Below are 22,527 nucleotides of genomic sequence, written 5' to 3' on the forward strand. Positions count from 1 at the left end.
CGGGGAGAGGCCGGAATTCGCGCGTAGCGCGGATTCCGGGTGAGGGGGACTCTCCGCGATTCGATTGCTACCGTGATTTGCTGAAACAGCCCCTCACCCCAACCCTCTCCCCGTAAGAACGGGGAGAGGGAGAAGGAGAGAGCTTCGCGCGCAATGACGACTGCGGAAATACCGTAGACGAATCAATGGGCCGCCTACTGTGCATGGGGTTGTTTTCGCGTTTTTTATTCAGCCCCGTCCCACGAACGGCATCTTGGTTGCCATGACGGTCATGGTCAGCACGTTGGCGTCGAGCGGCAGGCCGGCCATGTAGGCAACGGCATCGCCGACCGCCTTCGCGTCCATGCGCGGCTCCTGCTTCGAGGTGCCGTCGGGCTGCAGCACGCCGGGGCCGTTGACCATGCGGTCGGTCATGGGCGTTGCGGCGTTGCCGATGTCGACCTGGCCGACCGCGATGTCGTACATGCGGCCATCGAGGTTGGAGGCCTTGGTGAGGCCGGTGATAGCGTGCTTGGTCGAGGTATAGGCGGCAGAGAACGGCCGCGGCGCATGCGCCGAGATCGAGCCGTTGTTGATGATGCGGCCGCCGCGGGGGCTCTGGTCCTTCATGATGCGGAAGGCGTGCTGGGTGCACAGGAACGGGCCGGTGAGGTTGGTGTTCACCACCGCCTGCCACTGCTCGAGGCTGAGATCCTCGAAGTTCACCGGCGGTGCGCCCATGCCGGCATTGTTGAAGAGCACGTCGAGCCGGCCGTAGGTGGCCTTGACCTTGTCGAACAGCGCGGCGATCGAGTCCGGCTTGGTCATGTCGGCGGTGACGCAGAGGCTCTTTCCGGCGGGGCCGAGCTTGGCCGTCTCCTCGAGCATGTCGGGCCGGCGCCCGACCAGCACCACGGTGAAGCCTGTGTTCATCAGCGCCAGTGACGCCGCGCGCCCGACTCCAGTGCCGGCGCCCGTCACCACTGCGATCTTTTTCGCTTCACTCATTGTTTCCTGCCTTTTCTCTTGAGCTGTCAGGTTTTGGATTCTTTTTCGTTCTTGTAGGGCGGCCGCGGAATGTTCTGATGCGCGGCTCGCAAGGCCGCCGACCAGCGCGAGCGCAAATCGTGGAAATAGGGTTCGCCCGCCTCGATGCGGTGGTTGAGATCGGCCTCGCAGGCGTCGGCGCGCACCACCAGCACGTCGATCGGCAGGCCGACGCCGAGATTCGAGCGCATGGTCGAATCCATCGAGATCAGCCCGGTCTTCAGCGCCTCGTAGAGCTCGACGTCGTAATGCATGGCGCGGTCGAGCACCGGCTTGCCGTATTTGTGCTCGCCGATCTGCAAATAGGGTGTGTCGGTGGTGCATTCGATGAAATTGCCGGCGGTGTAGACCATGAACAGACGCATGCGCGCGCCGTTGATCTGGCCGCCGAACAGGAAGGACACGTCGAATGACACGTCCTCTGATTTGAGCGCCGGCCCTTCGGTCGTGTGCACGGCCCGGATCGCCCGGCCGATGCGCTGGGCGGCCTGGAACATGGTCGGCGCGTTCATCAGCGTCTCGATCTCACCCGTGTTGGGGTCTTCGAGGCCCTCGGTCAGCGTCGAGAGCACCGACTGGCTGATCGCGAGGTTGCCGGCGCTGGCGATCGCCATGATGCGGTCGCCGGGCTTGGAGAAGATGTGAAGCTTGCGGAAGGTCGAGACGTTGTCGAGGCCGGCATTGGTGCGGGTGTCGGCGATCATCACCAGACCGTCCCGAACCAGAATTCCGCAACAATAGGTCATTTCCAGTCCCCGAACGCGTTTGCGCGGAATTACTAGCCAATTTCAACGGCCGCTCCAACCCCCGATTGCCGCGGGGCGGCAGGGTGAAGCTGTGCGCGGGCGGGGGGCGTGCGTGGCGCGGTTCAGCTCTGCCGCTGGGATTGCGATTGCGACTGGCCGCCGCGGCCGGCCTGCTCGACCTTGACCGCCACTGACAGCGTCTCCGCGCCGCCGCCATAGCGGGTGCCGCGCACGGGGGCGGCGCCGAGATAATCGAGCCCGATCGCGACGCGGACATGGGCGTCGGTGGCGCAGATGCTGTTGGCGGGATCGAAGCCGACCCAGCCGAGACCGTCGACATAGGCCTCCGCCCAGGCATGGCCCGCGTCCTGATGCACCGTGCCGTCGGAGCGCAGGAAGTGGCCGGAGACGAATCGCGCCGGCACGCCGCCGCTGCGGGCGCAGGCGATGAAGATGTGCGCGTAGTCCTGGCAGACGCCGCGCTTGAGCGTGAACGCTTCCGCCGCCGATGTGCCGCTGTTGGTCGGGTCCTCGTCGAAGGTCATGTGATCGCTGATTTGCGTCATCAGCGTGTGCAGGAAGCCGAGCGTGTCGCTTTCGGCCTCGCTGCGCAGCTGGCGCGCGACCGCATTCATCGCCGGATTGACCGTGGTGAGGTCGGTGGCGCGCAAGAACATGCCGGCCGGAAAGCGCTCGTCGGCGCCGCGCAGAACGCCGCCGGTGTCGTGGGTCTCGATCAGGCCCTCGGCGGTGATCTTGATGTCGCCGACGGGTCCGCAGGACAGGACATGGGTGACGTTGCCGAACGCGTCCTCGTGGGTGTCGAGCTTGGTGTCGGTCGACACGTCGATCTGCCACTCCGCCACATATTGCCCGTCATGGCTGCCGGGCGTCATGCGCAGGATCTGGATCACGCTCGTGGCCTGCGGCTCGTAGCGATAGGTCGTGGTGTGCAGGATTCGCAGGCGCATGGGGGACCGTGATTTCTAAGTGGTCATTCCGGGGCGATGCGTCAGCATCGAACCCGGAATCTCGAGATTCCGGGTCTGGTCCTACGGACCATCCCGGAATGACAGAAGATCAGATCAAATACTGCTTCGTGATGATTTCGCCCAGCCTGGAATTGTCGGAGATGAATTCCTGAATGAATTCATGCACGCCATGCTGGAAAATGTCGTTCATATTGCTGTGTTCCAGCCGGTTGCGGATGCCGCGGGCATGGCGCTGGGCCGGACCCTGGCGGCCATAGGCGACCCCGATCTGATCGAGATTGCGCACGAGGTTGCCGTAGCAGCTCGCCAGTGAACGCGGCAGCGTGTCGTTGAGGATCAAGAGGTCCGCGATCAGCCAGGGTTTCAGCGTCTCGCGATAGACCCAGTGATAGGCCGTCAGCGCCGAGACCGAGCGCAGGATCGAGGTCCACTGGTAGAAATCGAGCGGGCCGCCGACGTGCTCCTCCTCGGGCAGCAGCACATGGTATTTCACGTCGAGAATGCGCGCGGTGTTGTCGGCGCGTTCGAGATGCAGGCCCATCCGCGAGAACCAATAAGCGTCGTTGCGCAACATGGTCCGGTAGGCCGAGCCGTCGAAGCGCAGCGAGGTCTCCTGCACGAAGCGCAGGAATTTTGCGAGGTCCTCGCGCGTGGAGGTCCCTCTGCTCCAGACTTCCTGCAATTCGATCCAGGCTGAGTTGATGGTGTCCCACATCTCGCTCGTCAGCGCTGTGCGCACCGAGCGCGAATTCAGCCGCGCCGCCTCGATGCAATTCCTGATCGAGGACGGGTTGTTCGGCGAGAACGAGAGGTACTCGACGACGTTGTGCTCGTTGGCTTCCTCGTAGGTCTGATAGAAGCTTGCGGCAACGCCGGCGGTCAAAAGTGCCGAGTCCCATTCGTTGGTCTTGCCGATATAGGCGGCGGGAAGCGCGGTGACGCGCAGCGTCGCATCGATGGTGCGCGCGAGATACTCGGCCCGTTCGACGTAACGGGCGAGCCAATAGAGGTTTTCGGCGGTACGCGACAGCATCTCTCTACTCGTCCAGGATCCAGGTATCTTTGGTGCCGCCGCCCTGGCTCGAATTCACCACCAGGGAGCCTTCCTTCAGGGCAACGCGTGTCAACCCGCCGGGCACGATCGTGGTGCTCTTGCTGCCGGTGAGCACGAACGGCCTCAGGTCCACGTGGCGCGGCGCAAGGCCGGATGCCGTGCAGGTCGGGCAGGTCGAGAGCGCCAGCGTGGGCTGCGCAATGAAGCCTTCGGGCTCGCGCTTGAGCTTTTCGCGGAAGGCTTCAATCGTCGCTTTGGTCGCGGCAGGTCCGATCAGCATGCCGTAGCCGCCGGAGCCGTGCACCTCCTTCACGACGAGTTCGCTCAGATGGTCCAGCACATAGGCGAGGTCCTTCGGCTCGCGGCAGCGCCAGGTCTGCACGTTCTTCAGAATCGGCTCCTCGCCGAGATAGAATTTTACGATGTCCGGCATGTAGGAGTAGATCGCCTTGTCGTCGGCGATGCCGGTGCCGACGGCGTTGGCGAGCGTGATGTTACCGGCCGCATAGGCCGACATCAGCCCGGGCACGCCGAGCGCGGAGTCGGGCCGGAAGGTGAGGGGATCGAGGTAGTCGTCGTCGACGCGGCGGTAGATCACGTCGACCCGTTTCACGCCCTCGGTCGTCCGCATGAACACTTCGTTGTTCTTGACGATGAGGTCGCGGCCCTCGACCAGCTCGATACCGAGCTTGTCGGCGAGGAAGGAGTGCTCGTAATAGGCCGAGTTGTAGACGCCCGGCGTGAGCAATGCGACGGTCGGCTCGCCGGAGGCGCTTTGCGGCGCCACCGAGCGCAGGGCGGACAGCAGCTCGTCCGGATAGCGTTCGACCGGGGCCACCCTGTGGCGGGCGAACAGGTCCGGAAACAGCCGCATCATGATCTCGCGGTTTTCCAGCATGTAGGACACGCCCGAAGGCGTACGCGCATTGTCCTCCAGCACGATGAAGTCCTCGGAATCGACCCGGACGATGTCGATTCCGGCGATGTGCACGTAGACGTCGTGCGGCACCTGCTGTCCGTTCATCTCGGGACGGAAGACCGGGTTCTGAAAGATGAGGTCGTCGGGCACGATCTCGGCGCGGAGGATGTCGCGGCCGTGATAGATGTCGCGCAGGAACATGTTGAGCGCGCGCACGCGCTGCTTCAGGCCCTTCTCCAGCAGCGACCATTCCTTGCCGGACATGATCCGCGGGATCACGTCGAAGGGGATCAGGCGCTCCGTGGACTCGGTGTCCCCATAGACCGCGAAGGTAATGCCGATGCGGCGGAAGAGGAGCTCGGCCTCCTGGCGGCGATATTCGAGCGCCTCGGGAGGCGTCTCCTTGAGCCAGCGCGCCAGCTCCTGATAGGCGGGGCGAAGGTCCCCACCGGGAATGTTCATTTCATCAAACGCGACTGCCATAGATCCCGACTTGTCTCCGCAAGGCGTTGCGCCATTCGACAGGCCGCGAGGCCTTGGGGAAGACCGCAACGTCCTGGCCATGCGGCAAGAGTGCATGACTTTCATGCGGTAGCAAGGGCCGGGCCAGCGCGATAAGCATGGGGAGAGGACATTTGCCGGGGATGGCCGGCGGCTTGCCTGAAAAAATGGCTGAGGAGTGCTTATTTCGGCAGCAAAAGCGCGTGACTTCAACGCGTTACCTCGGCAAAGTCGGGCCGATAGGTGAGGGACTTGAGGTATGAGCGAGATCGTCACGGCGGGTATTCTGGTCATTGGGGACGAAATCCTGTCCGGCCGGACCAAGGACAAGAACATCGGCTTCATCGCCGAATACCTGACCAATATCGGCATCGACCTGAAGGAGGTCCGGGTCGTCTCCGACGACGAGCCCGACATCATTGCCGCGCTGGATGCGCTGCGGCATCGCTACACCTATGTCTTCACCACCGGCGGCATCGGGCCGACCCATGACGACATCACTGCTGATAGCGTCGCCAAGGCGTTCGGCGTCGGCATCGACCATCATCCGGAGGTGGTCGCCCGTTTCCGCGAGCGCTGGAGCGAGCAGGATCTCAACGAGGCCCGCCTGCGCATGGCCCGCATCCCTGATGGTGCCGAGCTGATCCAGAGCGCGACCATCCTCGCCCCCGGCTTCAAGATCGGCAATGTCATCGTGATGGCGGGCGTGCCCTCGATCATGCAGGCGATGATGGACATCGTCTCGCCCAAGCTGAAATCGGGCGTGCGCATGCTCTCCGAATCGGTCCGCGCCAATGCGCGGGAAGGCGACATCGGCAGCCCGCTGCGGGCGATTGCCGCCCAACATCCCGACACCATCATCGGCAGCTATCCCTTCATGGATGAAGAGCAGAAGCCGAACACCAATCTGGTGGTGCGCTCGCGCGATGCGGACAAGCTCGCAGCCGCAATGGCGGCGGTGAAGGAAATGCTGGCGGGATTGAACATCACCCGCTAGCAACCTAGCTGCCGGCAGACGAAAGCAGGAGACGACGATGGCTGGTGAAGCACCGGAACTGAGTGCGGAAGAACGGGCGGGCCGCCCCTTTCCGGTGTCGTGGGACCAGTTCCACCGGGATTGCCGGGCACTGACCTGGCGGCTCAACGAGGTTGGTCCGTTTCATGCGGTGATCGCGATCACCCGCGGCGGCCTTGTGCCGGCGGCGATCGTGGCGCGCGAGTTGGGCGTGCGCGTGATCGATACGGTCTGCATCGCCAGCTACGACCACGACAAGCAGGGCGACCTCAAAGTGCTGAAGGGCATTTCCGAAGACGTGATGAAGCTCGGCGGCGGCACCGGCAAGGGGCTTTTGATCGTCGACGATCTCGTCGATACCGGCAAGACCGGCAAGCTGGTGCGCGCGATGCTGCCCGATGCGCATTTCGCCACCGTCTACGCCAAGCCGAAGGGACGTCCACTGGTCGATACCTTCATCACCGAAGTCTCGCAGGACACCTGGATCTTCTTCCCCTGGGACACCGCGCTGTCCTATCACCCGCCGCTGCGCGACGGGGCGGCGTGATCATCGCCGTCATTGCGAGCGCAGCGAAGCAATCCAGAAATGTGCCCGCGGAAATAGTCTGGATTGCTTCGTCGCTTCGCTCCTCGCAATGACGGGCGGAGGCGACCATGCCCCTGCAAAACCGCGTCACGCCGACTGGCGAGATCATCGCGACGCCGCACCGCGGCCTGTTCACCGGCAATCGCGGCATCATCCATGATCCCGCGACGAAGACGCTGCTGAAGAAGCGTTGGTCGTCGCCGGCCTGGATCGTTTGCCTGTGTGAATTCCGCGGCTGGCGGCGGCCGGTGATGGCGCGGCGGAGCTGGACCGAGCTGTTCTTTCTTGACGAAGCCACGGCCTTTGCCGCAGGCCACCGTCCCTGCTTCTTCTGCCGCCGCGATGATGCCAAACGCTTTCGCGTTGCATGGGAAGCAGGGAATGGTGCAAGCGGCATCAGCGCCAAGGCGATGGATGCCGTACTGCATCGGGAACGGCTCGATCGCGGCAAGAAACGGCTGCATGCGCTGCCGAGGCCGCTCGCGGAATTGCCGGATGGCGCGATGGTCCAACAGGGCGAGAAGAGCTTTTTGATAATGCAGGGGAGGGCCCTGCTGTGGTCGCCGGCGGGCTATGCCAAGGACGCGCGTCAGCTCGACGACATGAAGTTGCTGACGCCGCCCTCAACGCTGCGCGCGCTCGAGGCCGGCTACCGGCCCGTGCTGCATCCGACGGCGCTGGACTAAGACACGCGCGTCGTGATCATCCCAGCTTCTCGCGTGCCAGCGCGGCACCGGCGCCGAGCGCCATCAGCTTGGCTTCGGCGATCTCGCGCCGCATCGGCGCCATGCCGCAATTGGTGGTGGCGATGATGTTGCTCTTGGGCACGAATTTCGACACCGCGTCGATCACCTGCACGACATCCTCGGCGGTCTCGACCGTGTCGCTGGCGACGTCGATCACGCCGGCCTGCACGATCTTGGACTTGAGCAGGGCAAGCAGGTCGAGCGGCACCTTCGAGTTGCGGCACTCGATCGCGACCTGCTGGATCGGGCTGGCGTCGATCGCGGGAAAGATCTGCTCGTACTGCCGCCATTGCGTGCCGAGCGTTTCCTTCCAGTCGGTGTTGGCCTTGATACCGTAGCCGTAGCAAATATGCACGGCGGTGGCGCAGGTCAGGCCCTGCGCGGCGCGCTCCAGCGCCTTGATGCCCCAGTCGTTGACCTCGTCCATGTAGACGTTGAACGCGGGCTCGTCGAACTGCACGAGATCGACGCCGTCGGCCTGCAGCGCCTTGGCTTCCTCGTTCAGGAGTTCGGCGAACGCAAAGGCCATCTTGACGCGGTCGCCATAGTAGCGATCGGCAATGGTGTCGATGATCGTCATCGGGCCCGGCAGGGTGAATTTCAGCTTCTTCCTCGTGTGCGCGCGAGCGACGCGCGCCTCGTCGGCGTGGACGCGGCTCTTCAGCCGAAGTGGGGCGACGACCTGCGGCACCATCGCCTTGTAGCGATCCTTGCGGATGCCCATCTCGACCTTGTGGGCGAAGTCGATGCCCTCGATCTTCTCCAGGAAACCGTGGACGAAATGCTGCCGGGCCTGCTCGCCCTCGGTGACGATGTCGATGCCGGCATCCTCCTGGACCTTGACGGCAAGCATCGTCGCATCGCGCTTGGCGCGGACGAGCTCGTCGCCTTGCGACTTCCAGGGCGCCCAGAGCATGTTGGGTTCGGCGAGCCACTCCGGCTTCGGCAAGGAGCCGGCGATCGTGGTTGGAAACAGCATGGCGGCCCTCTCGGCGGGTTGTGATTGCGCCCCTTCCTGCCATGTCTTAACGTCGAGGTACAGAACAACAAAAGTCGCCTCGAAACCGGCGGCGCCGGACCGGAAACGCCATGATCGAATTCTTCTTCGACTGTTCCAGCCCCTGGACCTATCTCGCCTTCCACAACATCCAGCCGCTGGCCAGGGAGGTTGGCGCGGAGATCATCTGGCGGCCGATCCTGGTGGGCGGCATCTTCAATACGGTCAACCCAAGTGTCTATGCGCAACGTGAGACACCGGTGCCGCTGAAGGCGCGCTACATGAAAAAGGACCTCGCCGACTGGTCGCGCTCGGCCGGTCTCGCGATCAAGATGCCGCCGACGGTATTTCCGGTCAACAGCGTGAAAGCGATGCGCGGCTGCATCTGGCTCGGGCAGGACTCGGTGCCTTTCGCCACGGCGGTGTTCGAGACCTATTGGGGGCGAGGACAAGGACATCTCGCAGGATTCAGTGCTCGCCGAGATCTGCAGGAAGGTCGGCGTCGACGAGCAGAAATTCTTCGCGGGCATTTCCGGGCAGGAGGTCAAGGATCAGCTCAAGGCCAACACCGAAGAGGTCGTCGCCCGCGGCGGCTTCGGCTCGCCGACGATCTTCGTCGGCAAGACCGACATGTATTTCGGCAACGATCGCCTGCCGCTGATCCGCGAGGCGCTGCTGCGCGGCAAGGCGAGCGCGGCCTGATGGTGCGGGCTGTCGTTTGCCGCACACTCGGCGCGCCTGAAAAATTGCAGCTCGAAGAGTTTCCGTCGCGCGAGCTGAAGCCGGGCGAAGTGCGCGTCGCGATCCGTGCCGCTGGCTTGAATTTTCCGGACGTGCTGATGGCGGCCGGCGAGTACCAGCTCAAGCCGGAGCTGCCGTTTACGCCGGGGATGGAGGCGGCCGGCGACGTGACCGAGGTCGGCGCAGAGGCCAGCGGCGTCGCCGTCGGCGACAAGGTCATCGTCAAGATGCGACACGGCGCTTTCACGGACGAAGCAGTGGTGATCCCGTCGCAGCTCACGCCGATGCCATCGACGTTCGACTATGCGGAAGCTGCGACCTATCTCGCCGGGCACGGCACCGCCTATCACGCCCTGATCGACCGCGGCCGGCTCGAGCCGGGCGAGGTGCTGCTGGTGCATGGCGCCGGCGGCGGCGTGGGCCTTGCCGCGGTCGAGATCGGCAAGATGCTGGGTGCGACCGTGATCGCGACCGCGTCCAGCGACGAAAAGCTCGCGATCGCCAGGGCGCGGGGCGCCGATCATCTCGTGCGCTACGACCGCGAGCCGTTTCGTGATGCCGTCAAACGGATCACCGACGGTCGCGGTGCCGACGTCGTGTTCGATCCCGTCGGCGGCGAAGTGTTCGAGAATTCGATGCGTTGCATCGCCTGGGGCGCACGGCTGCTGGTGATCGGCTTCACCGGCGGCATCGGCTCGGCGAAAACCAATCTCCTGCTGATCAAGGGTGCGAGCGTGCTCGGCGTGCGAGCGGGCGAAGCGGTACGGAAAAATCCCGCGCTCGGCGAGATCAGGCTGAAGGCGTTGCTCCAATGGGCCGAGCAGGGCAAGCTGCGCCCGAACGTCTCGCACCGCCTGCCGCTGGAGGATTTTGCGAAGGCGATGCGGCTGTTGCTCGACCGTAAGGCGATCGGGCGCGTGGCGTTGTTGATGGAGTGACGGTGCCGTTGGATCGTAGGGTGGGTTAGCGAAGCGTAACCCACCCCTTCTGTGTCCGCGGATACGAAAGAGGTGGGTTACGCCTTCGGCTAACCCACCCTACGATGCCTCACTTATACTCCCGCTCCGTCCACCACGGGAAATAATCCGGCATGTCGCTCGATACCTTGTTCTTGAACTGCGCAGGGCGCTTTTCCAGGAACGACGTTACGCCTTCCTTCACGTCGTCGGAGCGCCCGCGGGCGTAGATGCCACGGCTGTCGACCTTGTGGGCCTCCATCGGATCGTCGGCGCCCATCATGCGCCACATCATCTGGCGGATCAGCGCCACCGACACCGGTGCGGTCTTGGCCGCAAATTCCTTGGCGAGCGCACGGGCGGTCGGCAGCAGATCATCGGGGGCCACGACCTTGCTGACGAGGCGACCGGCGAGGGCTTCCTGCGCCGGGAAGACGCGGCCCGAATAGCACCATTCCAGCGCCTGCGAAATGCCGACGATGCGCGGCAGGAACCAGCTCGAGGCGGCCTCGGGCACGATGCCGCGCTGGGAGAACACGAAGCCGAAGCGCGCGGCCTCGGACGCGATGCGGATGTCCATCGCGAGCTGCATGGTGACGCCAATGCCGACCGCGGGACCGTTCACCGCCGCGATGACAGGCTTGAGGCATTTGAAGATACGCAACGTCACCTGGCCACCACCGTCGCGCACCTGGGAATCGCTGTAGTCGACCTTGCCATCGGCAAAGCGCTTTACCGGCCCGCGCCGGGCGTCGCGATCGAAGGTGTCGGCGCCCGACGACAGATCTGCGCCCGCGCAAAAACCGCGGCCGGCGCCTGTCACGATGATGGCGCGGACGTCGTCGTCCTTGTCGGCGGCGTCGAACGCGTCGATCAGCTCTCCTTGCATCTGCGCGTTGAAGGCGTTGAGCTTGTCGGGCCGGTTCAGCGTGATGGTGAGGATCTGCTCGGCGACCTCGTATTTGATCGTCTCATACGCCATGGTGGTTTCCTTCCTTTTCTTTGTTATTGGTGTTTCTACGCAGCCTGCCGTCATGCCCGGGCTTCCACGTACTTGCTTCAGTGCAAGCGTATAGACGTGGATGGCCGGGACAAGCCCGGCCATGACGGAGTATGTAGATTACTTCGCCGGCGGGCTGGGCCAGGGCTTCTGCGGCCCGCGCAGGCTCTCGAACGCCTTGGCCATGCCGAGCACGCCGATATCGTCGAAGCGGCGGCCGACGATCTGCACGCCGATGGGAAAACCCTTGGCGTCGAAGCCGCCATTGATGGAGACGGCAGGGTTCTCCGACATATTCCACGGCACGGTATAGGCGATATGCTCGAACGGCTTCATGGGATCGTTGGTCGGCGAGGCCCACTCCGCTGGATAGTTCACGTTCGGCGCAGTCGGCGAGATCACATAGTCGAGCTCGCAGAACAGCTTTGATGCCGCCAACCGGATTGCCATGGTCTGGTTGAAGCCCCTGATGACGTCGACACCCGAGAGCTTCGCGCCGGACTCGCCCCACTTGAAAATGTAGGGCAGCACCTTTGCCTGTTCGGCGGGCGTCAGCTTCGACAGATCATCCCACATCCGTGCGCGCCAAAAGTTGTCGAGGCCGTCGAGCATCTCGCGCGTGAGGATGCCGTCGACTTCGGTGACGACGGCCCCTGCGGATTCGAACGCTTTCGCCGCCTTCACAGCGACCTCGCGCACCGGTTTCTCCAGCGCTAGGCCAACGCCGGGATCGAGCATCAATCCGATGCGGAGTTTGCGCGGGGATTTCTCCAGCCCCTTCCAGTTGAGGGGCTCCGCGGGCAGGCTCGTGCCATCGCGCCGGTCGGGTTTCGCGATCGCGCTCATCATCAGCGCGCAATCGTCGACGGTGCGGGTCATGGGACCGGCGACGCGGCCGACATAGGCGGGATCGATCGGCACGCGGCCAAAGCTCGGCTTCAGTCCGACGAGGCCGCACCAGCCCGCGGGCAGGCGGACCGAGCCGCCGATATCGGTCCCGAGATGCAGCGGGCCATAGCCGGCCGCCGCAGCGGCGCCCGCGCCAGCACTGGAGCCGCCGGGATTTTTGGAGAGGTCCCAGGGATTGCGCGCGAGCGCATGGAAAGAGGACAGCCCCGAAGACAGCATGCCGTAATCGGGCATGGTGGTCTTGGCGAAGATGATCGCACCGGCTTCGCGCAGGCGCGCGGCGGGTGGTGCGTCCTTCTCCGCCGGCACGAGCTTGACGCTGGCAGCCCCCAGCGGCACCGGCACGCCTTTGGTCGCGATGTTGTCCTTCACCGTCACCGGCACGCCGTCGAGCGCCCCGGAGGGCTCGCCTCCGGACCAGCGCGCGGTCGAGGCCTTCGCGGCCTCGCGCGCGCCGTCTGGATCGCATGCATAAAGCGCCTTGAGGTGCGGCTCCCACGCGGCGACGTGCGCGAGCACGTCTTCCAGCACCTCGCTCGGCGAGAACTGCTTGGCGCGATAGCCCGCGATCAGGTCGACCGCGGAGAGATCGTGCAGCGAGGTGACTTCCTCTTCGACACCCTTTTTATGCATGGGCACCGACCGGCATACGGGTCTCGATGATCCGGGCGAACATGCTGGCACCGATCGGCAGGATCTTGTCGTCGAGCACGAAGCCGGGATTGTGCACGGGCACCGAGCCGTCGTGGCCGACCCAGAAATAGGCGCCGGGAATGGTTTGCAGCATGTCGGCAAAATCCTCGCTGCCCATCTTCGGCTGGGCGCGGGTGATCACGTTGGCGGGGTCGACGATGGTGCGCGCGACCTCCTCGACCACCTTGGACTGCTCGACCTGGTTGACCAGCACATCGAACGTGTCGCGGATGTCGACGTCGATCGCGCACTGATAGGCGCTCGCGATGCCGGCGCAGATCGTGCGGATGCGTTCGCTGATCAGGGTGCGGACTTCTTTCGAGAAAGTGCGGATGGTGCCGCAAAGATGCGCTTCGCCGGGGATGACGTTGTACGCCGAGCCAGCGTGGATCTGCGTAATCGAGACGACTGCGGCCTGCAGCGGCTCGACATTGCGGCTGACGATGGTCTGGATCGCCTGCGCCAGCGTGGTCGCGATGATCACCGCGTCCTTGGAGCGCTCCGGCATCGCGCCATGGGCGCCGTAGCCGGTGATGCGGAGATCGAAGAAGTCGGCGCTAGCCATCGCGGGGCCGGGCAGGATCGCGATCTCGCCATGGTTCAGGTCGGGCGCGTTGTGCAGGCCGTAGAGCTCGTCGCAGGGAAACTTCTCGAACAGGCCATCCTTGATCATCGCGCGGGCGCCGCCGAGGCCTTCCTCTGCCGGCTGGAAGATCAGGTGCACTGTGCCGTCGAAGTTCTTGGTTTCGGCGAGGTAGCGCGCGGTGCCGAGCAGCATGGTGGTGTGGCCGTCATGGCCACAGCCGTGGAAGCGGCCGGGGATTTTCGAGCTCCATTTCAGATTGGTGTTCTCCTCCATGGGCAGCGCGTCCATGTCGGCGCGAAGCCCGATACGCTTGCCGCCCGAGCCCTTGCCTTTGATGACGCCGATCACGCCGGTGCCGCCGAGACCGCGATGCACCTCGATGCCCCAGCTCTTCAGCTTGTCCGCGACGATGCCGGAGGTGCGCACTTCCTCGAAGCCGATTTCCGGATGGGCGTGGAGGTCGCGCCTGATGGCTGTGAGTTGGTCGGCATAGCCGTCGATGCGGTCGATCGTGGGCATGTGTTCTGTCCAGTTAGCGTGAGGAGGGAGTGAAAACCGGGCCGTTCGGCTTGATGCGGATCCCCGGCCGGAGGCGCGTCCACGGCAGCGTGGCTGTGTCAGCGGGCATCGCGCCGGGGGCAGCGCAGATCATCAGCTTTTCCGCGATCGGTTCGAAATCGGCGCGGAAGTGCACCGAGCTCTTGTTGACCAAAATCTTCTGTTCAGTCGGCTCGATGCCGACATAGCGGTACATGGCCTGATCGGCGAGCTGCGCCTTGTGCGAGCTCACGACGATTCGGACGTCGCCGATCCGAAGGCAGGCCGACGGGCCCATCTCCATCTCGCGGCCGCCGTAGTAGGGACCGGGCGCGATGAAGCGGCCGTCGGAGAGTTTTTCGACGACGAAGGCCTCACGATAGGGCTCGTCGCCGGGAATGCCGGATTTGCCGCCGAGCGACAGCGTCACGGTGGCGCCGACGCCGGCTTCATGCGCGGCTTTCGCCGATGCCGGATCGTAGATCGCGCCGGTCGCGGCACTCGCCTTGTTGCGGACCAGCGCGCGCAGCATGCCGGTGGTGTCGGAATCGCCGCCGGCGCCGGGATTGTCCTGGGTGTCGGCGATGATGATCGGCTTGTTCGCGCCCTTCGAGAGTTCCATCGCGTGGCGCACGCCGTCATCGGGTGACCAGATCTTGCCGTCGAAATCGTCCTCATGGCTTTCGATCAGCTTCACGATCGCATCCGCCGCGCGGTCGGCATCGGCTTGGGTCTTGCCATAGGCAAACACGCTCGGCCCGCAATCGCGGAAATCGGCGGCGGGGAAGCCGGGGGCGAAGGACAGCGTCGGAACCGCGTCGCTCTCGAGCGCCGCAAGCTTTTCGTAGATGCCCTTGGTCGGCTGGTCGTTGGTGCACTGCCAGCTGATCGGGATCAGGAACGGCAATTGCCGAAAGGATTTTGCGAAACGCTGCTTTGTCTTCAAGAGCAATGCGAGGTGTCGCGCGCAGGCACGGCCGGTCTCGGCCATGTCGATATGGGGGTAGGTGCGGTAGGCGATCAGCGCGTCCGCATGCTCCATCATCTCGGGCGTGACGTTGGCGTGCAGGTCGAGGCTCGCGACCAGCGGAATGTCCTTGCCGATGACGCGGCGCACGCGGGCCAGAATCTCGCCTTCGCCGTCGTCGAGATGTTCCGTGACCATCGCGCCGTGCAGATCGAGATAGACGGCGTCGATCGGGCCGGCGGCTGCGATGCCGTCGACCATGACACTGACGATGCGCTCGAAGGCGTCCCTGGTGACATGCGCCGAGGGGCTGGCGCCGCAAGCAATGGTCGGGATGAGTTCCCAGCCGAGGGCCTCGGCGCTGTCGACGAAACCGGCGAGGCCGACATTGATGCGGCGCATCACCTTCAGCACGTCGGGTCCTTGCGTCATCGCCGGCCAGCCGCCGCCGTGCTGGAAGTCCGCGAACGTCGCCTTCGTCGGAGCGAAGGTGTTGGTCTCGTGCAGGAAGCCGCCGACGGCGATACGTGTCATCAACTCAAGTCCAGCAATTGAAAGTGCGCGACGTTAGCCCTGTGCTTGCGGCGAGAGCAAGCCGGGAAGCAATCGCGCCGCGCATGGCGTCAGATCGTTTTAGGAATGCTTGTCGCAACCGCCGTCATTGCGAACGCGGCGAAGCAATCCAGGTTGTCCCCGCGGAGGGATTCTGGATTGCTTCGCTGCGCTCGCAATGACGAGGAGAGAAACTAGGCGCTGGCCGCCACGCCCTCCGACACCGGCCGGAAGTTCGCAAAATCCCAGCCGCGGCCCGGCGCTGCCTCGAGCAGGGCTCTGGTGTACGCTTCCTTCGGATGCGTCAGCACTTCGGCGGCCGGGCCCTGCTCGACGACGCGGCCGTGTTGCATCACCACGACCTCGTCGCAGATCTGCGCGGCGACGCGCAGATCGTGAGTGATGAACAGGATGGCGATGCCGAGCCGCTTCTGGATCTCGTCGAACAGTTCCAGCACCTGCGCCTGCACGGAGACGTCGAGCGCGGAGACCGCCTCGTCCGCAACCAGCACGTCGGGGTCGAGCGCGAGCGCGCGGGCGATCGCAATGCGCTGACGCTGGCCGCCGGAGAATTGGTGCGGATAGCGCGCGACCGCATCGGCGGGCAGGCCGACCAGCTCGAGCAATTCGCGCGCACGCTTCATTGCGTCGGCATGCGACACGCCATAATTGATCGGGCCTTCCGCAATGCTTTCGCCGACGGTGACGCGCGGGTTGAGCGAGCGGTAGGGGTCCTGGAATACGATCTGGATCTTCTTGCGATGCGGCTGCAACAGCCGCCGCGAGATGTCCGAGATCTCGCGGCCGGAGAGGCGGACGCCGCCGGAGGTCGGGTCGATCAGGCGGACGATGCAGCGCGCCACGGTCGATTTGCCCGAACCGCTCTCGCCGACGATGCCGAGCGTGCGGCCCTTGCGCAGCGTCAGCGTGACCTTGTCGGCGGCGACGACTTCGCGGCCTTTACCGAAGAACGCGCGCTCGCGATAGACCTTGCCGAGCTCGTTGGCCTCCAGCACCACCGGTTCCTTGGTCTCAGGCCGTGCCGCGCGCGGCACCAGGCTCGGCACTGCCGAGAGCAGGTTGCGGGTGTACTCCATGGTCGGATTGCGCAGGATGGAATCCAGCGTTCCGGTCTCGACCAGTCGGCCCTGCCGCATCACCGCGACGCGGTCGGCGATCTCGGCGACCACGCCCATGTCATGGGTAATGAACAGCACGGCGGTGCCGTGATCGCGCTGGAGGTCGCGGATCAGGGTCAAAATCTGCTTCTGCGTGGTGACGTCGAGCGCGGTGGTCGGCTCGTCGGCGATGAGAAGCTTCGGTTCGAGCACGAGCGCCATCGCGATCATGATGCGCTGGCGTTGACCGCCGGAGAGTCGGTGAGGGTAGGAGGCAAAGATACGCTCGACCTGGGGCAGGCGCACCTGCTCCATCATGTCGAGGATGCGCTTCTTGCGCGCCTTCGCATCGAGTTTGGTGTGCGCGCGGAGAACCTCGTCGATCTGGCGGCCAACTGGCATCACCGGATTGAGTGCCGTCATCGGCTCCTGGAAGATCATCGCCATCCGGGTCGCGCGGAGCTGCCGCAGGCGGCGGTCGGTCGCGGTGAGAATCTCCTCGCCGACCAGCTTGACGCTGCCGCCGGTCGGAATCAGCGTGCCCTTCGGCAGCAGACCCATCGTGGTCAGCGAGGTCACCGACTTGCCCGAGCCGCTTTCGCCGACGAGGCACAGCGTCTCGCGCTCGTGCACCTGGATCGAGATGCCGTCGATGATGTTTGCAGCATTCGGCTTCTTGCCGATGGAGACGACGAGGTTGTTGATGTCGAGGATCGGGCTGGTCATCACTTGATCGGTCATCATTTGCCTTCCCGCTGCTTCATGCGCGGATCGAGTGCGTCGCGGGCGGCGTCGCCGATCAAATTGATGCTGAGGATGGCGATCGAGAGCAGCAGGCCCGGCCAGAAGATCAGCGTCGGCTTGAGCTGGAAGTACTGACGGCCCTCGGCCATGATGTTGCCCCAGGTCGGCGTTTCCGGCGAGATGCCTGCGCCGAGGAAGGAGAGGATGGCCTCGGTGAGGATCGCGGACGCGCAGACGTAACTGCCCTGCACGATCAGAGGTGCGATCGTGTTCGGCATCAAATGCCGCCACATGATCTTTGGCAGGGATGTGCCGACCGAGATCGCCGCTTCAACATAGGGCTCTTCGCGCGCCGATAGCACGACCGAGCGCACCAGGCGTGCCACCCGCGGAACTTCGGGGATCGTGATCGCGATCAGCACGGTCCAGAGGCTGGCGCCGGACAGCGACACCACGGCGATTGCCAGCAGGATGCTCGGCATTGCCATCAGGCCGTCCATGATCCGCATCATGACGGAATCGACCAGCTTGAAGAAGCCGGAGACGAGGCCGATCGCCAACCCAATGACGATCGACATGATCGCTGAGCCGATGCCGATCAGAAGCGAAATGCGTCCGCCATACATGACGCGCGACAGCAGGTCGCGGCCATAGGCGTCGGTGCCGAGCAGGAATTGCGCCGAAGAGGGCTTCAGCCGCTGCGAGGGCGCAAGCTGGATCGGATCATACGGCGCGATCAACGGCGCCAGGATCGAGATCAGCACGACCAACGCCAAACAGATGGTCGCTGCCGCGATGATCGGCGTCGAAGTCAGGAATCCGAAGCGCGGCCGCAGCGGCGACGTGATCGGGATGGAGGACTGGGGAAGGGTATCTACAGACATTCTTGTTGTTATCCTTAGCCCTAGTACCGGATCCGGGGATCGAGCAGCGTGTAGGCGACGTCGATCAGGAGATTGACGACGACATAGATCAACGACGTCAGCAAGATCATCGCCTGGATCACCGGATAGTCGCGCGCCAGCACCGCATCCACCGTGAGGCGGCCGATGCCGGGGATGTTGAACACGCTCTCGGTGACGACGACCCCGGAGATCAGAAGCGCAAAGCCGGTCCCGATCACGGTGATCACGGGAACGGCGGCGTTGCGCAGCGCATGGCGCATCATCACGGCGACTTCGTTGATGCCTTTTGCGCGCGCGGTGCGGACGTAGTCCTCGCCGAGCACGTCGAGCATCGCCGCGCGCGTCATGCGCGCGATCAACGCGATGTAGATGAAGGACAGCGCGCAGGTGGGCAGGATGATGCGCTCGAAGAACGGCCCAAAACCGTTCGAGATGCTGCGGAAGCCCTGCACCGGCACCCAGCGCAGATCGATCGCGAAGACCTCGATCAGGATGTAGCCGACCACGAAAACCGGCACCGAGAAGCCGAGCACGGACAGGCCCATCACGAAGCGGTCGATCCAGGTGCCGTGCTTCCAGGCCGCGATCACGCCCAGGGGAACAGCGACGATGACGGCGAGGATGATGGTCGACAGCGCAATCGAGATCGACGGCTCGACCCGCTGGCCGATCATCTTCATCACTGGAAGGTTGGAGATGAGTGAAGTTCCGAGATCGCCATGCAGCAGCTTGTTCAGCCAGGTGATGAACTGCACGATCAGCGGCTCGTTGAGGCCGAGCGAGGTCCGGATGCGCTCGAGCCGCTCCGGCGTGGCGTTGTCGCCGGCAAGAATCGCGGCGGGATCGCCCGGGGTGAGGCGGAGCAGGAGGAAGACGAACAGCGCCACCACGCCCATCACGGGCACGGCGGCGAGAATTCGGCGAAGGAGATATCCGAGCAAATTGGATCCCGTCAGATTAGAGTCAAATCAGAGACAGCGGCTGCCTGGGGTTCTGCCACCAGCCTAACATTTCAGCAATTCCCATGCCATCCGGGCCACCGTTTTTGCAGTGCGGTCAACTTGTTTCGGTGATCTGGCCCGGTTTTGGCGATGTGGCTCGCACCGTTACTCCAGAGTCGCGAGCAGCCCCGCCATCAGCCGGCCGCGTTCGACCAGACTTTCAACCTCGATATACTCTTCGAGCGTGTGGCCGTTGCCGCCACGCACGCCCAGGCCGTCGAGAGTCGGGATGCCCATTGCGCCGGTAAAATTGCCGTCGGAGCCGCCGCCGGCGCTCGCATGCGGCAGTTCTGCGCCGAGTGACTTGGCGATCCCGCGCGCCTTTTCATAAAGCGCGATGGTGCCGGCATCGGGCTCCCAGACCGGACGTGTCACGCCGCGCGTCACCTTGAAGGTGACATCATTGGTTGTACCGGAGAGCGCCAGCATCCTCTCAACGCCGCGATCGAGGTCGGCCTGGCGCTTGGCCATCGAAAGCGCTTCGCCGGTGGCGGTCGTGGCAACGCAATTGACCCATTGACCCCCGTGCACGACGCCGACGGAGAACGTGCAGTCCTCGCCCGTCATCGCGTCGATGGTGAGGATTTGCCGCGCCATCTCGCGGATAGCAGAGCGGCCCGCCGACAAGGTCGCGCCGGCGTGGCTGGGCCGGCCGGTCGCCTCGAGATTGAAACGCGCGATGGCGTAACGTCCGGTAGTGACGCCGTTGTCGGCGCGGCCGGGCTCCGGCACCAGCACGTATTTGTTGCGCGCGGCCTCCGCCTCGATGATATCGCGCGTGGATGGTGTGCCGACTTCCTCGTCGGGCGTGAACAGCACGGTGATCGGCAGAGGCGTCGTGAACGAGGCGCGGGCCAGTTGGCGGATCGCTTCCAGCGAAAGATAATTGCCGCCCTTCATGTCGTAGATGCCGGGTCCGTAGCACTTGCTGCCGTCGCGGCGCCATTTCAGCTTCTCAATGGTGCCCGTGGGGTGGACGGTATCCATGTGTCCGGCAATCAGGATACCGGGCTCGCCTTGCTTCGGATGCGGAAAGCGTGCGCGGATCACGCCGCCAAAGCCCTGACGACCGGCGATGCGCTCGATCGTCGCACCCATGATCGCCATCTCCCGCGCTGCGATATCGAGCATGCGGTTCACGGCGCTCGCGTCCCAGGTCGGGCTTTCGCATTCCACCCAGCCGCGCAGGCCCTGGAGCATCGCTTCGGAATCGAAGGGAAGATTGGCTGGATTCATCTCAATGTCTCTCGAATGTCTCTTGAATGTCTCTTGGGCTTCGGAACATGGAACGCGCATTGCATTGGCGCGGGCAGGACAGGCGGAGAGCGTTGTAGAGCCAAACCGATCCTTGTGGAGCCCGTGCGCGCGCCGCTTGGGCTTGCAGCGAAACCGGATTGACGCGCTCGGCACTGTCTGCAAGTCTCGAAAAGATAAAGGCATTGCATGAGGTTAGTTCGCCTAAAGAACGAACCGGATGCTCAATCAATAACCTGCCTTTGAACAGTTTCACGTCAGGAGAACTTTTTATGTTTAAGTTGATGCGCCGGGGGCCTCGCGCGTTCGCCTCCAAACTTGCGCTGTCGGTCGTCGCGCTTTCGACCGCACTGGCCTCGCCGGTGCTTGCGGCCGGCAAGACCATCACGGCGGTGATGCACTCGGATCTGCGCATCATCGATCCGATCTTCACCACGGCCTACATCACGCGCGACCATGGCTACATGATCTACGACACGCTCGTGGCGCCCGATTCGAACTTCAAGATCCAGCCGCAGATGGCGGACTGGAAGATCTCCGACGACAAGCTCACCTACACGTTCACGCTGCGCGACGGCCTGAAGTGGCATGACGGTGCGCCGGTGACAGCGGAGGACTGCGTTGCCTCGCTCAAGCGCTGGGCCGCAGTCGACGGCATGGGCCAGAAGCTGCTCGACTTCACCGCGAGCATCGAGGCGACCGATGCCAAGACCATCACGCTGAAGCTGAAGGAGCCCTACGGACTCGTGCTCGACTCGATCGGCAAGCCGTCCTCCCGCGTTGCCTTCATGATGCCGAAGCGCCTCGCCGAGACGCCGCCGGACAAGCAGATCCCCGAGCAGATCGGCTCGGGTCCTTTCAAGTTCGTGCAGTCGGAATTCCAGCCGGGCGTGAAGGCGGTCTATGTCAAGAACACCGACTACGTGCCGCGCAAGGAGCCGTCGAGCTGGACCTCCGGCGGCAAGGTGGTGAAGGTCGACCGCGTCGAGTGGATCACCATGCCGGACTCGCAGACCGCGGTGAACGCCTTGCAGTCGGGCGACATCGACTTCGTGGAAAACCTGCCTTACGACATGCTCCCGTTGCTGGAAGCGAACAAGGAGATCACGATCGAGGTCTCGAACAAGTTCGGTTTCCAGACGCTCGGCCGGATGAACTTCCTTTATCCGCCGTTCGATAATGTCAAAGTGCGCCGTGCTGCCTTTCTGGCGATAAACCAGAAGGACGTTCTCGACGCGCTCGTCGGCAACGCCAAATATCAGAAGGTCTGCGGCGCCTTCTTCGTGTGCGATACGCCGTTCGCGACCGAGGCTGGTGCCGAGACCCTGGTGAAGGGCAACGGCATGGCCGAAGCCAAGAAGGCGCTCGCCGAATCCGGCTATGATGGCACCCCGATCGTGATCATGGCCCCCGGCGATGTCACGACGCTGAAGGCGCAGCCGATCGTTGCGGCTCAGTTGCTGCGCGAGGCCGGCTTCAAGGTCGACCTGCAAGCGACCGATTGGCAGACGGTGGTGAGCCGCCGCGCCAGCCAGAAGCCTCCGAAGGAGGGCGGCTGGAACATGTTCTTCACCAACTGGGTCGCGGCCGACGTCTCCAACCCGATCGCCAATCTCTCGATCGGCGGCCAGGGCAAGAAGGGCTGGTTCGGCTGGGCCGAGAACGCCAAGATCGAAAAGCTCAAGGACGACTTCGTTCGCGCCGCCTCGCTCGACGATCAGAAGAAGATCGCCGCTGACATCCAGAAGGAAGCCTATGAGCAGGTGATTTACATCCCGCTGGGACAGTATCTCCTGCCGAGCGGCTGGCGCAAATCGCTGACCGGCGTGCTCGACGGTCCCGCGACCCCGCTGTTCTGGAACGTCGACAAGTCGGAGTAGGGCGAAGGCTTTTCCTTTCGTCCGGATCATCATGCGGCGCCGCTGTCATCAGCGGCGCCGTTGTCGTTTGTCGATCTTGGACTTCTGTCGACCTTGTGCCGG

At 64.1% G+C, this 22,527-nt stretch carries 19 protein-coding genes and 1 pseudogene; 6 read left to right on the forward strand and 14 right to left on the reverse strand.

What is annotated here, in order from left to right:
• Positions 1–228: 228 nt before the first annotated feature.
• The 5 genes from ACVIN2_RS36390 to ACVIN2_RS36410 all read right to left on the reverse strand — a co-directional run bounded on the left by ACVIN2_RS36390 (position 229) and on the right by ACVIN2_RS36410 (position 5,220).
• Positions 229–987 (reverse strand): SDR family oxidoreductase, encoded by a 759-nt coding sequence (locus tag ACVIN2_RS36390; RefSeq protein WP_007602492.1) that lies wholly within the window; start codon positions 985–987, stop codon positions 229–231.
• A 26-nt stretch (positions 988–1,013) separates the two neighbouring features.
• A complete protein-coding gene (locus ACVIN2_RS36395; RefSeq protein ID WP_106944555.1) occupies positions 1,014–1,772 on the reverse strand; it encodes a proteasome-type protease in 759 nt (252 codons plus the stop codon).
• Between the two features lie 122 nt (positions 1,773–1,894).
• Positions 1,895–2,743, reverse strand: a complete 849-nt coding sequence (locus ACVIN2_RS36400) for a transglutaminase family protein (RefSeq protein ID WP_007611900.1) — start codon at positions 2,741–2,743, stop codon at positions 1,895–1,897.
• Between the two features lie 109 nt (positions 2,744–2,852).
• On the reverse strand, positions 2,853–3,797 hold the full coding sequence (locus ACVIN2_RS36405; protein WP_456769301.1) for an alpha-E domain-containing protein: 945 nt from the start codon (positions 3,795–3,797) through the stop codon (positions 2,853–2,855).
• Between the two features lie 4 nt (positions 3,798–3,801).
• Complete coding sequence (locus ACVIN2_RS36410; RefSeq protein ID WP_456769302.1) at positions 3,802–5,220, reverse strand: circularly permuted type 2 ATP-grasp protein; 1,419 nt, start codon at positions 5,218–5,220, stop codon at positions 3,802–3,804.
• Positions 5,221–5,497: 277 nt separating this feature from the next.
• Between ACVIN2_RS36410 and ACVIN2_RS36415 the strand changes: the two genes are divergently transcribed.
• The 3 genes from ACVIN2_RS36415 (at position 5,498) to ACVIN2_RS36425 (ending at position 7,525) form a co-directional block, all read left to right on the forward strand.
• Complete coding sequence (locus ACVIN2_RS36415) at positions 5,498–6,235, forward strand: competence/damage-inducible protein A (protein WP_027567758.1); 738 nt, start codon at positions 5,498–5,500, stop codon at positions 6,233–6,235.
• Between the two features lie 37 nt (positions 6,236–6,272).
• Complete coding sequence (gpt, locus tag ACVIN2_RS36420) at positions 6,273–6,800, forward strand: xanthine phosphoribosyltransferase (protein ID WP_007602504.1); 528 nt, start codon at positions 6,273–6,275, stop codon at positions 6,798–6,800.
• Between the two features lie 107 nt (positions 6,801–6,907).
• Entirely contained in the window at positions 6,908–7,525 is a 618-nt protein-coding gene (locus tag ACVIN2_RS36425) for a hypothetical protein (RefSeq protein ID WP_456769303.1), read from the forward strand.
• Between the two features lie 16 nt (positions 7,526–7,541).
• Here the strand turns inward: ACVIN2_RS36425 and ACVIN2_RS36430 are convergent, their stop codons facing one another.
• The gene (locus tag ACVIN2_RS36430; RefSeq protein ID WP_456769304.1) at positions 7,542–8,564 is read right to left on the reverse strand and encodes a methionine synthase; all 1,023 of its coding nucleotides are present in this window, start codon (positions 8,562–8,564) and stop codon (positions 7,542–7,544) included.
• Between the two features lie 110 nt (positions 8,565–8,674).
• Here ACVIN2_RS36430 and ACVIN2_RS36435 point away from each other — a divergent pair.
• Both ACVIN2_RS36435 and ACVIN2_RS36440 read left to right on the forward strand, forming a co-directional pair.
• Positions 8,675–9,284 (forward strand): annotated as a pseudogene (locus ACVIN2_RS36435) (DsbA family protein).
• Positions 9,284–10,261 (forward strand): NADPH:quinone oxidoreductase family protein, encoded by a 978-nt coding sequence (locus tag ACVIN2_RS36440; RefSeq protein WP_456769305.1) that lies wholly within the window; start codon positions 9,284–9,286, stop codon positions 10,259–10,261. The pseudogene ACVIN2_RS36435 and the gene ACVIN2_RS36440 overlap by 1 nt, the downstream one beginning before the upstream one ends.
• A 109-nt stretch (positions 10,262–10,370) precedes the next feature.
• Here ACVIN2_RS36440 and ACVIN2_RS36445 read toward each other — a convergent pair whose 3' ends face one another.
• The 8 genes from ACVIN2_RS36445 to ACVIN2_RS36480 form a co-directional block, all read right to left on the reverse strand.
• Positions 10,371–11,261 carry a crotonase/enoyl-CoA hydratase family protein gene (locus tag ACVIN2_RS36445; RefSeq protein WP_456769306.1) on the reverse strand — a complete coding sequence of 297 codons (891 nt, stop codon included), beginning with the start codon at positions 11,259–11,261 and terminating at the stop codon, positions 10,371–10,373.
• 138 nt (positions 11,262–11,399) lie between these two features.
• Entirely contained in the window at positions 11,400–12,821 is a 1,422-nt protein-coding gene (locus tag ACVIN2_RS36450) for an amidase (RefSeq protein WP_456769307.1), read from the reverse strand.
• Positions 12,814–13,986, reverse strand: coding sequence for a M20 aminoacylase family protein (locus ACVIN2_RS36455; protein ID WP_456769308.1), 1,173 nt, complete (start codon positions 13,984–13,986; stop codon positions 12,814–12,816). The genes ACVIN2_RS36450 and ACVIN2_RS36455 overlap by 8 nt, the downstream gene beginning before the upstream one ends.
• Before the next feature lie 13 nt (positions 13,987–13,999).
• Positions 14,000–15,505: a M81 family metallopeptidase gene (locus ACVIN2_RS36460; protein ID WP_456769309.1), complete on the reverse strand. Its 1,506-nt coding sequence runs from the start codon at positions 15,503–15,505 to the stop codon at positions 14,000–14,002.
• Between the two features lie 212 nt (positions 15,506–15,717).
• Positions 15,718–17,367 carry an ABC transporter ATP-binding protein gene (locus ACVIN2_RS36465; protein WP_456769865.1) on the reverse strand — a complete coding sequence of 550 codons (1,650 nt, stop codon included), beginning with the start codon at positions 17,365–17,367 and terminating at the stop codon, positions 15,718–15,720.
• Positions 17,368–17,381: 14 nt separating this feature from the next.
• Complete coding sequence (locus tag ACVIN2_RS36470) at positions 17,382–18,269, reverse strand: ABC transporter permease (protein WP_007611875.1); 888 nt, start codon at positions 18,267–18,269, stop codon at positions 17,382–17,384.
• 20 nt (positions 18,270–18,289) lie between these two features.
• Entirely contained in the window at positions 18,290–19,231 is a 942-nt protein-coding gene (locus tag ACVIN2_RS36475; protein WP_007602533.1) for an ABC transporter permease, read from the reverse strand.
• Positions 19,232–19,396: 165 nt separating this feature from the next.
• On the reverse strand, positions 19,397–20,527 hold the full coding sequence (locus tag ACVIN2_RS36480; protein WP_456769310.1) for a M20/M25/M40 family metallo-hydrolase: 1,131 nt from the start codon (positions 20,525–20,527) through the stop codon (positions 19,397–19,399).
• Positions 20,528–20,817: 290 nt separating this feature from the next.
• Between ACVIN2_RS36480 and ACVIN2_RS36485 the strand changes: the two genes are divergently transcribed.
• Entirely contained in the window at positions 20,818–22,425 is a 1,608-nt protein-coding gene (locus ACVIN2_RS36485) for an ABC transporter substrate-binding protein (RefSeq protein WP_456769311.1), read from the forward strand.
• Positions 22,426–22,527 lie beyond the last annotated feature (102 nt).

It is taken from the genome of Bradyrhizobium sp. USDA 3650, assembly GCF_054057395.1.